This is a genomic window from Streptomyces sp. NPDC031497 (assembly GCF_055580905.1).
The window spans coordinates 601,840-615,176 of the sequence record NZ_JBVIKO010000002.1; the positions used below are offsets into that span (position 1 = coordinate 601,840).

Consider the following 13,337-nt stretch of genomic DNA (forward strand, 5'->3'; position numbering starts at 1 on the left):
TGCGACCCCGGCGCTACCCCGGATAAACCGGCGCAGACCCGTCCTTGGCCACCTTCTGCCACTCCGCCCCGGACGGCAGCCGGATGATCCCGTCGTCCTGCGAGTCGGCCACCAGCGGTGCCCGGTCGTTCTCGGACGCGGCGATCGCCAGAACGCCCGTGAGGGCCGCCGGCGCCTGTTCGTCCACCGTCGAGCCGTCGACCTGGACGTACCGCGTCTGCTGCACTCCGCCCTTCTCCCGCCCGACCACCACGAGCTGGCTGTCCCCCGCCCAGGAGATGGCGGTGACCTCCTCGGAGCCGGGGGTGGCGTCGCGCAGTTCGTGGACCGAGACCTCCTGCTGATCGTCGGACTCGGTGCGCTCGATCCGCCCGATGAACAGGGACTGCTTGCCGCCCTTCTCCACGACGAGCGCGATCCGCACCCCGTCGGCGGCGACCCGCACGTCCTTGATACGGCCGTCCACCTCGGGAATCTGCACGGCCAGCGGCCGACCCGAGCCATGCGTCAGCACATACAGCCCCGGACGGTCGGGGTTCCGGTCGGCCACCCACAGGTCGCCCCGGGCATCCCAGCTCGGCTTCGTCAGCCGGTCGTCCGCGGTCGCCCCCTGACTGGTCACCACCGGGGCGCCGAGCTCACCGTCCGACACGATCGAGGTTACATACAGCGACTTGCCGTCGCCGCTCACGCCGGCCGCGGTGCGCTCGTCGCGGGCGACCGCCACCGACCGGAGCGGCTTGGTGCCCGTACCGAACGCACCGGACACCGCGGCGACCGTGGTGCCGGTGCTGCCGGTCGGCATCCGCACCAGCCGGTGCTTGGCGTCGAGGTAGTACAGGTATTCGGGCCGCTTGGTGGATGCGCGCCAAGCGGTCATATCTGCCTGCCGCTCGTTGACCTCGCACATCGGGGAGCCGTCGGCACCCTCCAGCGCGACCGAGTCCACGGCGGTCGTCAGGTTCCGCAGCGTGAACACCAACTGGGTCGCCATCTCCGTGCACCTGCCCGAGCCGACCTTGGACGCCTTGATGTTCAGCGGCACGGTGAGCCGGTTCCGGTCGTCGGGCGTCAGCCCGGACACGCCCTTCCTCAGTTTCGTGCCAGTCGGGAAACTCGACCGGACCACCGGACCGAGCCAGGTGGTGGGCCCGTTGAGCAGCGAACGCACGACCTGGGTCACGGCATCCACCTGGCTACGCACGTAGACGGGGTCGGCGACCGCCACCGGCTGTCCGCTCATCTCGTCCGAGGTGTCCGACGCGAAGTAGTACTTGTCGACGGACGTGTAGCGGCGCTGGAAGTCGGACTTGCCTATCACGACACCCTGCGGCAGTGAGTCGATCCGCCACTGACCGGACTTCGCGTCCTTCGTCAGATGCACCTTCTCGTTGTACGACCCCGCGGCGGGCGTGTACGACTGCTCAGCGTCGACGGTGGCGACCTGGCCGCCCCCGAGCGTGTACGTGATGCTGTCCGCGTCCTCGCGGCCGGCCGGCCGCGAGTCGGTCTGGATACTCGGCCCGTTCTCCAGCACCATGGCCTGCGCGTCCGGCCGCCAGGTCTTCGCCGCGCCCGTGGTCAGATACTTCCGGGCCGTGTCGTAGTGCGGATCGTCGCTGGTCAGAGCCTCCAGGAAGCCCTGGACTATCGCGCTGGCCGAGGCGTCCTGCTGCGGCGGCATGGCGAAGACCCGCACCTGTGTGTCCTGCCGCGGCGTGGACTCGACATCCCGCAGGTCGCCGCTGTCCGGCATGGAGGCGCAGCCCGCCAGCACCGCAGTTCCGCAGATGGCGTACACCACCGCGCGCACCGACGTGCGCCGGGCGCTCCGCTCGCGGTCAGCGCCCACGAAATGCCTCCCCTGACTTGTTCGACTCGTCCGCTACGGCGGCGCTCCCGTCGCCCGCCGGGCCGGTCCCGGGCGTGCCCTCCTGATGCCTTGCGCCGTTGGCCGGCCGGGGCACCACGCGCGCGCCGTTTCCGGGCAGCGCGGTCGGGTCGGCGGTGGGGGCCATGGCGGCCGCCCGCTGCGCCATCGGAGCGAGCGACGACGTCTGGCCGCCGCCGTGCTGCACCGGCACGGTGGCCCGCTTGTCCGCATCGCCGCGCGGCAGAGCGGCGTTGCTGAGACCCCGGTTGCGCCGGGAGTCCTTGGGCTCCAGCGGTATCGGCGAGCCTCGCAGCGGCTCGTCCGCGGTCCTCGGCAACGTCAGCCGGAACTGCGAGCCGCCGCCCGGCTCGCCCCACGCCTGCAGCCAACCGCCGTGCAGCCGCGCGTCCTCCAGGGCGATCGACAGCCCCAGACCCGTACCACCGGTGGTACGCGCGCGTGCCGGGTCCGCCCGCCAGAAGCGGCTGAAGACCCGGGTCGCCTCACCGGGCTTGAGGCCGACGCCGTAGTCGCGCACCGCGACCGCGACCGCGCCGCCGGCCGCGGCCAGCTTGACGATGACGTCCTTGCCCTCACCGTGCTCCACGGCGTTGACGACGAGATTGCGCAGCACCCGCTCCACGCGCCGGGCGTCCGCCTCGGCCACCACGGGCTGCTGATCGCCGACCACCCGTATGTGCGTCCCCTTGCGCTCCGCGAGCGGCGCGGCCCCGCTGACCACCCGCCGTACGACCTCCCTGAGGTCTATCGGCTCGGCCTCCAGCGCAGCCGCGCCCGCGTCGAAGCGGCTGATCTCCAGCAGGTCGGCGAGCAGTGACTCGAACCGGTCCAGCTGATCGGCAAGCAGTTCCGCCGACCGCGCGGTCACCGGGTCGAAGTCCTCACGGGCCTCGTGTATGACGTCCGCGGCCATCCGTACGGTCGTCAGCGGCGTCCGCAGTTCGTGCGAGACATCGGACACGAACCGGCGCTGCATCCGCGACAGGTCCTCCAGCTGCTGGATCTTCAGCTGAAGGTTCTGCGCCATCTTGTTGAAGGCCTCGCCAAGACGCGCGATGTCGTCCTCGCCGGTGACCTTCATCCGCTCCTGCAGCCGTCCCGCCGACAACCGCTCGGCGATCCCGGCCGCCATCCGCACCGGCGTGACGACCTGCCGCACGACGAGCCAGGCGATGGCTCCGAGGAGTACGACCACGAAGAGCCCTGCGGTCGCCAGCGTGCCCTTGACCAGGCTGAGGGACTTCTCCTCCTGGGTGAGCGGGAAGAGGAAGTACAGCTGGTACGGATCGCCGTTCGGGTCGTTGACCTGCTTGCCGATGACCAGGGCGGGCTGCGACTGCTTGTCGCTGTCCCAATAGATGATGCGGGTGTAGCTCTGAGCGGCCACCGCGCCGCCGTTGATCCGCGTGCGCAGCTCCTCCGGCACGCTCGCCGTCGGGTCCACATGGCCCGAGCCGCGCGGGCTGCGCCCGCCGCCGCTGTTGTTGCCCGCAGGCAGGGTCACCACGTCAAAGGCGCCCTGGCCGCCGCTGGAGAGGGACTCGACGAGGTCGCTCATCCACTGGATGACGTTCTGCGACTGCCGTCCGCCCGCCGACGCGGCGGCGTCACCGGTGCCGGTCGCGGCCTCGTCGGCCTTCTGCTTGGCCACCGCGAAACCGCCGGTGGCCTGGCTCTGCGAGGCCTTCACCTTGGCGTCCAGCAGGCCGTTGCGCACCTGCCCGATGACGACGAATCCGAGCAGCAGAACGACGCCCAGCGACATCAGCAAGGTCGTGGCGACGACCTTGAGCTGGATGTTGCGCCGCCACAGCCGCATGACCGGCAGCAGCGGCCTGCGCACCCAGCGCATGAACAGCCGCAGCACCGGGCTGCCCTGGACCCCGCCCTGCAGCAGCCCGCCCTCGAAGAGCCGCGCCCAGCGCGAACCGGGCCTCTTGCCGCCGACAGACCGCCCCGGACGGTCCCCGGACCGGCCGGGGGCCGAAGCGGCACTGTCCCCGGACATGTCAGCTCGGCCCGGCCTTGTATCCGACACCACGGACGGTCACCACGATCTCCGGCCGCTCCGGGTCCTTCTCGACCTTGGAGCGCAGCCGCTGGACGTGAACGTTGACGAGACGGGTGTCCGCCGCGTGCCGGTAGCCCCAGACCTGCTCCAGGAGCACCTCACGCGTGAACACCTGCCACGGCTTGCGTGCGAGCGCGACCAGCAGGTCGAACTCCAGCGGAGTCAGCGCGATCGACTGCCCGTCCCGCTTCACCGAGTGCCCGGCCACGTCGATGACCAGGTCACCTATGGCGAGCTGCTCCGGCGCCGGCTCCTCCGACCTGCGCAGCCGGGCCCGGATCCGGGCGACCAGCTCCTTCGGCTTGAACGGCTTCACGATGTAGTCGTCCGCGCCCGACTCCAGGCCCACGACCACATCGACGGTGTCGCTCTTCGCCGTGAGCATCACGATCGGCACCCCGGACTCCGCCCTGATCAGGCGGCACACCTCGATGCCGTCCCGGCCTGGCAGCATCAGATCCAGCAGCACCAGATCAGGCTTGCTCTCCCGGAAAGCGGCCAGCGCCTTGTCGCCGTCGGCTACGAAAGACGGCTCAAAACCTTCACCACGCAACACAATGCCGAGCATCTCGGCCAGTGCGGTGTCGTCGTCGACGACAAGGACTCGTCCCTTCATAAACGACATCATCCCATTCTCATAACAGTGAAGGTTGCGCAGGTGACCAGGCTCACCGGCCAGTGACCATAGTCGCAGGGGGCCGTCACTGTCTGCCCCCGTCCGTCGACGTTGATGTCAGTGACGGATGTCAGCTCTGACCGCCTGCGAACACGGACTCCTCCTGGCCCGGCCAAGCGAGGATCACGCCGACGCGCCGGCACAGGTCGATCCATCGTCCCTCGGTCGGTACCCCCTGGACCCACAGGACCGCGGACACCCCCGAAACGCGGTCGCTGACTGAGCCTGATCAATCGGCAAGGCCTGCCAGCCTCGGCCCGGCCATGTCAAAGGAGCCGGAGCACTGCCGCCAGGGCGTTTGGACCCCGGTCCACGGGCAAGTGATCGACCAGGTGGACCTGGCAACCAAGCGCGGCAGCACCGGAGTCCGCAACACGTTCGTCGCCGACCATGAGAGCCTCGTCGGGTGCCACCTCGAGTTTGTCGCAGGCGGCCCGGAAGATCCGGGGATCCGGCTTCTTCACGCCGCACTCGAATGAGAGGAAGTAGGCGTCGCCGGCATTGGCCGCTGTCGGACGGCCCACAGACGGCCCGGACCAGACCCGGATGAGCCGCTCGCCGCGCCTCCCAACCCAGGATGGACACGGGCGGGGGTGGGCATCGTCACCTTATGCATCAGGTGCTCGTAGCAGGCCTCGCCATAGCCGCCGTGATCCTCTCGGTGCTGGTCGTCGTGGTCCTGGCGCTGACTGTCAGAATGTGGGACGCCTGGTGGGCCAGATCGGCCCACGCCCTGCTCTTCTTGGCAGTCGCGACGGCCGTGGCGTTCGGGATCCGCTGGGGAATCCATGTCCTGCCGCCGGACGGATGCGTGCACCATCCATGCGTGACCGCGCCCGGCGACTAGTTGGCACGAGGACCTTGGCCTGATCCGGGACCCCGAGATCACCCCAACTCCAACCGAAAAAGGGGCGAGTTGAGCCGATTCGGCGTTTCACGTGAAACCAGCCACTTGGTGCGCTTTTCCACGGGCCGGGGGAGAGAGTTTGAGGTCTGGTGATCTGTGGGGCGAGAGCATGAAAGGGGGCCATTGAACTTGATCCAATGGAGAGGGTCATTGATCCTCACCCGAGGATCGTGAAGGCCGTCCTCCGGCACAGCCGGATCGCCACGACCATGGACATCTACGCTGAGGCGCTGGCCCCGGACGTCATCGCTGCGGTGGGTCAGCTCGATCGTCTGCTTCGGCAGCCGGCTCAGATCCGGGAGTTGGAAGCCTCACAGCCGGCTTCCGACACCCGTTGATGTCGCCGTTGGATGTCACGGCCCCTTGGCCTGCGAATCGCCGCAGGTGGAGGGGCCGTTTCCGTCGGGCGAGCCGACATCACCCCATTAGCTAATCGTTACCTGGCGTGACCTGGCACACAGCTCGGCAAGAGCCTCAGCCGTCACGGGCGAAACGGCGCCTTCCTCGGTGACGATCGCCGTCACCAGCTCGGGCGGCGTCACGTCGAACGCCGGGTTGTACGCCTGGGTCCCCAGGGGTGCCACCGGAATCCCGCTTCCCGCTCCCGTCATCGGCACCTGCGGTGCTGTGATCTCGGTCACCTCATATCCGGGGCGCTGTTCGACCTCGATGGACGCCCCGTCCGGCGTCTCCGGATCCACTGTCGTCACCGGCGCCACCACGATGAACGGCACATGGTGGTACCGCGCGAGCACCGCGAGCGGATAGCTCCCCACCTTGTTCGCCACCGAACCGTCGGCCGCGATCCGGTCCGCCCCGATCAGCACCGCGTCCACCTCTCCCGCCGCGAACAGCGAACCGGCCGCGTTGTCGGTGAGCAAGGTGTACGCCATGCCGCTGCGAGCCGCCTCGTATGCCGTCAGGCGAGCACCTTGCAGCAACGGACGCGTTTCGTCCACCCAGAGCCGCCTGAGCCGTCCCGCCCGATGTGCCCGCAGCGCCACCGCGAACGCCGTTCCCTCCCCTCCCGACACCAGCGAACCGGTGTTGCAGTGGGTGAGGATCCGGTGCCCTCCGCCCGGCAGCAACTCGTCCAGGAGCGCCAGCCCGTGCCCGGCCATCCGGGCGCTGGCCTCGGCGTCTTCCCGGTGCAGCGCCCGCGCCGCAACCAACGCCGCCACGGCCGCCGCCCCGGTGTCACCGCTCCTGGCCAGAGCCGACCGGTACGCCGAAGCGGCCCTGCGCACCCCGACGGAAAGATTCACGGCCGTGGGCCGCGCACCCGCCAGCGCCGCCGCGGCCTCGTCCACGTCGAAACCCCGTACGGCGGCGAGCGCGACGCCGTACGCCCCCGCTATCCCTAGCAGCGGCGCCCCGCGCACCGCGAGCGTCCGGATCGCCTCCACCAGCGCCGACGCATCCGTGCACACCAGCTCGACCTCCTCGGCCGGCAGTCTGGTCTGGTCAAGAAGGACCACCACGGGACCTTCGGGCGGCTCCTCCCACCGGATCACGGGCATTCCCGTCGGCCGCTTGTCCTCGCCGGTTTGCGCGTACTGATCAGCCATGCCGTCAGTCTGCCCCGTATCCGGCGGACAATTGAAGGTGCGGAGCCTCTACCGCGGCAGGTCACTGGGTGACCACCCCATGGCACGATGGCTGCCAACCTGCCACCGCGACCGCGGACGGGCACCGTGAAGGAGCTTCGATGAACGACACTCCGGGCTGGGCCTCGCCCGGATCCGCCCCGTCCGACGGGCGGGAACCCGGCGCGTCCGCCCCAGCCGACCGCCCCGTCCCCGCAGGCCCTGCCGAGCAGCCCACCGATCAGCCGGGTACGGACCCACAGGGCTCCGGCTCGAAGTGGTCCAAGGAACAGCCACCACCCGGTCAGTGGTCCGCGCCCACGGGAGCCCCGGCACCGGGCCAGGCGCCACCGCCACCGCCCCCCGGCCCCGGCTGGGGCGGACAGCCCCCCGGCGGCGGTTACGGAGGCTACGGCGGGCCCGGTGGGCCCGGCCCCGGCGGTTACGGCGGCCCGGGCGGATACGGGCCGCCCGGCGCATACGGCCCGCCCGGCGGATACGGAGCCTGGGGCGGCGGCTGGGGCGGTCCCCCGCCCGCCGCCAAGCCCGGCGTGATCCCGCTGCGCCCACTCGGCGTCGGCGAGATCCTCGACGGCGCCGTCTCCACGATGCGCACCTACTGGCGCACGGTCCTCGGGATCTCGCTGACCGTCGCCGTCGTCACCCAGGTCGCGGTGATCCTCCTCCAGGGCCTCGTCCTGAACGACACCGAGACCACCGACGCCCTCAACGACCCGAGCGCCTCCCTCACCGAGGTGTCCCGTGCCGCGGCTGAGGTCATGGTCAGCTCGGGCGCCGTCCTGCTGATCTCGCTGGTCGGCACCATCATCGCGACAGCCCTGCTGACCACCGTCACCAGCCGCGCCGTGCTCGGCAAGTCCGTCACCACCGGCGAGGCCTGGCGCGACGCCCGCCCGCAGGTCATCAAGCTGTTCGGCCTCATCGTCCTGACGGGACTCATCGCGGTCGGCGTCCTGCTCGTCGGCGCGCTGCCCGGCATCGTCGTCGCGATCGCCGGCGGACCGGGCGGCGCCATCGCCGCACTGCTCATCGTGGGCATCCTCGCGGGCGCCGTCGTCACCCTGTGGCTGATGATCCGCCTCTCCCTGGCCTCCCCCGCCCTGATGCTGGAGAAGCAGAGCATCACGAAGTCCCTGGGCCGCTCCGCCAAGCTTGTCCGCGGCTCCTGGTGGCGGGTCTTCGGCATCCAGATCCTGGCCACGATCATCGCCAACATCGTCTCCTCGATCGCCGTGATCCCCTTCGCCGTGGTGGCCGCCTTCCTCAGCGGCGACGGCTTCACGGGCTTCCTCGAGAGCAACAACGCGAACGTCGGCTGGACGTTCCTCATCGTCAGCGGCATCGGCTCGGTGATCGGCTCCATGCTCACCTTCCCGATCAACGCGGGCGTCACCGTGCTCCTCTACATCGACCAGCGCATCCGCCGCGAGGCCCTCGACCTCGAACTGGCCCGCGCCGCCGGTGTCGAGAACTACGGCACCACCACCCCCGGCACCGTCCCGGGGAGCTGATGCGGTGAGCTCGACGGGGGGAGTCTTCACAGCGGTGCCGGCGGCCCTGCCGCGCGCCGCCGACGAGGCCGTACGCGGCCTGCTGCGGGCCCGGGAGACGGTCCTGCTGTCGCTGACCGGCTCAGGCGACGAACCGCCCGTGACGATCCCGCGCGACCCCGCACGGGAGGCGGCACGGCGTGAGCTGTCCAAGCGGATGTACCACGAGAACGACCCCGGGCTGTTCCAGCGCGCCCTGAACGCCGTCCTGGACTGGGTCGACCGCATGCTCTCCGCCGCCGCGTCCGCGACACCCGGAGGCACGCTGGGCCTCGTCGTCGTGGTCCTGGCCGTCGTCGCCGTCCTGGGCGCCCTGTGGTGGCGCCTGGGCACCCCGCGCCGCCAACCGGTCTCTGCCGCCGCCCTGTTCGACAACCGCCCCCGCAGCGCCGCCGAACACCGCGCGGCCGCCGAGGCACACGCCGCCCAGGGCCACTGGAACCAGGCCCTCCAGGAACGCATGCGTGCCGTCGTCCGCGCCCTGGAGGAACGCGCCCTGCTCGATGCCCGCCCGGGCCGCACCGCCGACGAGGCCGCCGCGGAAGCCGGTCGCGTCCTGCCCGCCCACACGGACCGGCTGCGCGCCGCCGCCCGGGAGTTCGACGACGTGACGTACGGCGGCCGCAGGGCGACCCAGGCGTCGTACGAGCGCATCGCCGAACTCGACCGAGACCTGGAACGCACCAGACCGATGCTCGCCAGCAGTACCCCGAGCACGGCCCACAACACCCGCCAGGGAGCCGCCGAATGACCACCGGCGTAGCCCTCCCACCCACCTCCACCGCGCCCACCACCCGCCAGGTGTGGACCCGGACCCGGGGCATCGTCCTCGCCGTGGTGCTCCTCCTGGCCGGTGCCGTCGCCATCGCTGTCGTCCGTTCCGACAGCAGGCACGGAGACCTCGACCCGCGCTCCGCCGACCCCTACGGCAGCCGCGCCGTAGCGGAACTCCTCGCCGACCGGGGCGTGTCCACCCGCGTGGTCACCACCTCGGCGGAGGCCCGCGCCGCGGCCGGCCGCGACACCACCCTGCTCGTCGCCGTCCCCGACCTGCTCACCCCGGGTCAGCAGTCCCAGCTGCGCGTGTCGACCGCCGGATCGGGCGGCCGCACGATCCTGGTCGCCGCCGGCAGCACGTCCGTCGAACGGCTCGCCCCCGGCGTCACCGCCGACCCCGCCACCAGCCTGAAGTCCACGCTCGACCCACACTGCAGCCTGGCCGAGGCCCGCCGCGCGGGCAGCGCCGACACCGGCGGCATCCGGTACACCACCACCCACCTCAACGCCGACTCCTGCTACCCCAGCCAGCGCCTGGCCACCCTGCTCCGCATCCCCGCGGCCTACGGAGGCGGCGACACCGTCGTCCTGGGGGCGCCCGACATCCTGCTCAACGACCGTCTCGACGAGCAGGGCAACGCCTCGCTCGCACTCCAGCTCCTCGGCTCCCGCCACCATCTGGTCTGGTACCTCCCCTCGCTCTCCGACGCCTCGGCCTCCGGCACGGGAGACCAGAAGTCCTTGTTCGACCTGCTCCCCTCCGGCTGGCTCTGGGGCACACTCCAGCTCTTCTTCGCCGCGGCCCTCGCCGCCTTCTGGCGGGCACGCCGACTCGGCCCCCTGGTGCTCGAGAAACTCCCCGTGGCGATCCGTGCCTCCGAAACCGTCGAAGGCCGCGCCCGCCTCTACCGCAAAGCCAACGCCCGCGACCGCGCGGCCGCCGCTCTTCGCTCCACCGCTCGCACCCGCCTCGCCCCCCTCGTCGGCGTCCCCGTCTCCCAGGCGCACGCGCCCGAGGCCCTGCTCCCCGCCCTGTCCGCCCACCTCCAGGGCGACGGCCAACCCCTGCACTCCCTCCTCTTCGGTCCGCCGCCCGGCGACGACGCGGCCCTCATCGCCCTCACCGACCAACTCGACGCCCTCGAAAGAGAGGTACGCCGTCCATGATGGACCCGACCACTGACAACGCCGGGAACACCGGGAACCCGGCCGACGCCCGGGCCTCCCTGGAGGCCCTGCGCGCCGAGATCGCCAAAGCCGTGGTCGGCCAGGACCCCGCCGTGACCGGCCTCGTCGTCGCTCTCCTCTGCCGCGGACACGTGCTACTTGAAGGAGTCCCCGGGGTCGCCAAAACGTTGCTCGTCCGCGCCCTCGCCTCCGCGCTCGAACTGGACACCAAGCGCGTCCAGTTCACCCCGGACCTCATGCCGAGCGACATCACGGGCTCCCTGGTCTACGACACCCGCACCGCCGAGTTCTCCTTCCAGCCCGGCCCGGTCTTCACCAACCTCCTCCTCGCGGACGAGATCAACCGCACCCCGCCCAAGACCCAGTCGGCCCTCCTCGAAGCCATGGAGGAACGCCAAGTCACGGTGGACGGCACACCACGCCCACTCCCCGACCCGTTCCTGGTCGCCGCGACCCAGAACCCGGTCGAGTACGAGGGCACGTATCCCCTCCCGGAAGCCCAACTCGACCGTTTCCTCCTCAAACTGACGATCCCTCTCCCCTCCCGCCAGGACGAGATCAGCGTCCTCACCCGCCACGCCGAGGGCTTCAACCCGCGTGACCTGCGCGCCGCCGGCGTACGCCCCGTGGCCGGGCCCGCCGACCTCGAAGCCGCCCGCGCCGCGGTCGCCAAGACGACCGTCTCCCCCGAGATCACCGCCTACGTCGTGGACATCTGCCGCGCCACCCGCGAGTCGCCGTCCCTCACCCTCGGCGTCTCCCCCCGCGGCGCCACCGCCCTCCTGGCCACCTCGCGCGCATGGGCCTGGCTGACCGGCCGCGACTACGTCATCCCCGACGACGTCAAGGCCCTCGCCCTGCCCACCCTCCGCCACCGTGTCCAGCTCCGCCCCGAGGCCGAGATGGAAGGCGTGACGGCCGACTCCGTCATCAACGCGATCCTCGCCCACGTCCCGGTCCCCCGCTGATGCCCCTCACCGGACGCGCCGCCCTCCTCGCGGCCATCGGATCGATCCCCATCGGCATCTGGGAACCGAGTTGGACAGGCATCCTCGCGTTCAACGGTCCACTCGCCCTGGCCTGCGCCTGCGACTTCGCCCTGGCCGCTCCGGTACGACGGCTCGTACTGACCCGCTCCGGTGACACATCCGCGCGCCTCGGCGAGACCGCCGACATCACCCTGACCGTGACCAACCCGTCCGGACGCACCCTCCGGGCCCGGCTCAGGGACGGTTGGCCGCCGAGCAGTTGGCAGCCCGGCACAGAGATCGACGCTTCACGCCATCGCCTCACCGTGCCGCCGGGCGAACGCCGACGCGTGACGACCCGCCTGCGCCCCACCCGCCGCGGCGACCGGCAGGCGGACCGCGTCACGATCCGCTCCTACGGCCCCCTCGGCCTGTTCTCCCGCCAGGGGGGTCACAAAGTGCCCTGGACTGTACGGGTTCTGCCCCCCTTCACCAGCCGCAAGCACCTGCCGTCGAAACTCGCCCGATTGCGTGAACTCGACGGCCGCACCAGCGTCCTGACCCGCGGCGAGGGCACCGAATTCGACAGCCTGCGCGAGTACGTCCCCGGCGACGACACCCGCTCCATCGACTGGCGCGCCACGGCGCGCCAGTCGGCGGTCGCCGTACGGACCTGGCGTCCCGAACGCGACCGCCACATCCTCCTGGTCCTCGACACCGGCCGCACTTCCGCCGGCCGTGTCGGCGACGCCCCACGCCTGGACGCCTCGATGGACGCGGCACTGCTCCTTGCCGCCCTCGCCTCACGCGCGGGTGACCGTGTGGATCTACTCGCTTACGACCGCCGAGTCCGCGCCCTCGTCCAGGGCCGTGCCGCGGGCGATGTTCTCCCGTCCCTGGTCAACGCGATGGCCATGCTGGAGCCCGAGCTCGTCGAAACGGACGCGCGCGGGCTCACGGCCACGGTGCTCCGTACGGCTCCACGCCGTTCCCTGGTCGTCCTTCTGACGACGCTCGACGCGGCGCCGGTCGAACAGGGCCTGCTTCCCGTTCTCTCCCAACTGACCCAACGCCATACGGTCCTGCTCGCTTCGGTGGCGGACCCGCGTGTCGCCCGCATGGCGACGGCACGCGGAAACGCCGACGCGGTGTACGAGGCGGCGGCAGCAGCACAGGCGCAGAGCGAACGGCACCGCACGGCGGAACAACTCCGTCGGCACGGTGTGACGGTTGTGGACGCGACGCCTGATGATCTCGCTCCCGCACTGGCCGACGCATATCTGGCCTTGAAAGCGGCGGGCCGGCTCTGAAACTCCGCGGCAGGCCCGTTGTCGGGCCTGCCGGTTCCTCCGCGAATTCAAGAACATCCAGAAATGCAGAAAGGCCCACGCCATACGGCGTGGGCCCTTCCCAAAATTTGTTCGGCGGTGTCCTACTCTCCCACAGGGTCCCCCCTGCAGTACCATCGGCGCTGTAAGGCTTAGCTTCCGGGTTCGGAATGTAACCGGGCGTTTCCCTCACGCTATGACCACCGAAACACTATGAAACTGTTTCAGCCGCACCATGCCGTGACCTGACATGGGGCTGTTCGTGGTTTCAGAACCAACACAGTGGACGCGAGCAACTGAGGACAAGCCCTCGGCCTATTAGTACCGGTCACCTCCACACCTCACGGTGCTTCCAGATCCGGCCTATCAAC

General features: G+C 70.7%; 11 protein-coding genes and 1 rRNA gene. 6 read left to right on the plus strand and 6 right to left on the minus strand.

From position 1 onward, the window contains the following. Window positions 1-13: 13 nt before the first annotated feature. The 4 genes from ACZ5K7_RS05990 to ACZ5K7_RS06005 form a co-directional block, all read right to left on the minus strand. A complete protein-coding gene (locus ACZ5K7_RS05990) occupies window positions 14-1,852 on the minus strand; it encodes an LpqB family beta-propeller domain-containing protein (protein ID WP_468910855.1) in 1,839 nt (612 codons plus the stop codon). Further along, a complete protein-coding gene (gene mtrB / locus ACZ5K7_RS05995) occupies window positions 1,842-3,902 on the minus strand; it encodes an MtrAB system histidine kinase MtrB (RefSeq protein ID WP_351701526.1) in 2,061 nt (686 codons plus the stop codon). Before mtrB ends, ACZ5K7_RS05990 begins: the two co-directional genes overlap by 11 nt. A gap of 1 nt (window position 3,903) precedes the next feature. After that, window positions 3,904-4,593, minus strand: coding sequence for a two-component system response regulator MtrA (mtrA, locus tag ACZ5K7_RS06000; protein WP_187284748.1), 690 nt, complete (start codon window positions 4,591-4,593; stop codon window positions 3,904-3,906). Window positions 4,594-4,907: 314 nt separating this feature from the next. Then, window positions 4,908-5,165, minus strand: coding sequence for an HAD-IA family hydrolase (locus ACZ5K7_RS06005; protein WP_468910860.1), 258 nt, complete (start codon window positions 5,163-5,165; stop codon window positions 4,908-4,910). A gap of 86 nt (window positions 5,166-5,251) precedes the next feature. Here ACZ5K7_RS06005 and ACZ5K7_RS06010 point away from each other — a divergent pair, with 86 nt between their 5' ends. Next, the gene (locus ACZ5K7_RS06010; protein WP_468910863.1) at window positions 5,252-5,488 is read left to right on the plus strand and encodes a hypothetical protein; all 237 of its coding nucleotides are present in this window, start codon (window positions 5,252-5,254) and stop codon (window positions 5,486-5,488) included. Between the two features lie 485 nt (window positions 5,489-5,973). Here the strand turns inward: ACZ5K7_RS06010 and mtnA are convergent, their stop codons facing one another. Beyond that, a complete protein-coding gene (gene mtnA, locus ACZ5K7_RS06015; protein WP_468910866.1) occupies window positions 5,974-7,116 on the minus strand; it encodes an S-methyl-5-thioribose-1-phosphate isomerase in 1,143 nt (380 codons plus the stop codon). Window positions 7,117-7,256: 140 nt separating this feature from the next. On the opposite strand from mtnA, the gene ACZ5K7_RS06020 reads away from it, so the two are divergent. Genes ACZ5K7_RS06020 through ACZ5K7_RS06040 form a run of 5 tightly spaced genes read left to right on the plus strand, consistent with a single transcriptional unit; the run spans window position 7,257 to window position 12,948 of the window. Beyond that, complete coding sequence (locus ACZ5K7_RS06020; protein WP_351701532.1) at window positions 7,257-8,666, plus strand: DUF7847 domain-containing protein; 1,410 nt, start codon at window positions 7,257-7,259, stop codon at window positions 8,664-8,666. Between the two features lie 4 nt (window positions 8,667-8,670). Then, window positions 8,671-9,456: a DUF4129 domain-containing protein gene (locus ACZ5K7_RS06025; protein WP_468910869.1), complete on the plus strand. Its 786-nt coding sequence runs from the start codon at window positions 8,671-8,673 to the stop codon at window positions 9,454-9,456. Then, window positions 9,453-10,649: a DUF4350 domain-containing protein gene (locus ACZ5K7_RS06030; protein WP_468910872.1), complete on the plus strand. Its 1,197-nt coding sequence runs from the start codon at window positions 9,453-9,455 to the stop codon at window positions 10,647-10,649. Before ACZ5K7_RS06025 ends, ACZ5K7_RS06030 begins: the two co-directional genes overlap by 4 nt. Beyond that, complete coding sequence (locus tag ACZ5K7_RS06035) at window positions 10,649-11,638, plus strand: AAA family ATPase (RefSeq protein WP_351701602.1); 990 nt, start codon at window positions 10,649-10,651, stop codon at window positions 11,636-11,638. Before ACZ5K7_RS06030 ends, ACZ5K7_RS06035 begins: the two co-directional genes overlap by 1 nt. Then, entirely contained in the window at window positions 11,638-12,948 is a 1,311-nt protein-coding gene (locus tag ACZ5K7_RS06040) for a DUF58 domain-containing protein (RefSeq protein ID WP_468910875.1), read from the plus strand. The genes ACZ5K7_RS06035 and ACZ5K7_RS06040 overlap by 1 nt, the downstream gene beginning before the upstream one ends. A gap of 109 nt (window positions 12,949-13,057) precedes the next feature. Here ACZ5K7_RS06040 and rrf read toward each other — a convergent pair. Next, window positions 13,058-13,174, minus strand: a 5S ribosomal RNA gene (rrf, locus tag ACZ5K7_RS06045). Window positions 13,175-13,337: the final 163 nt, after the last annotated feature.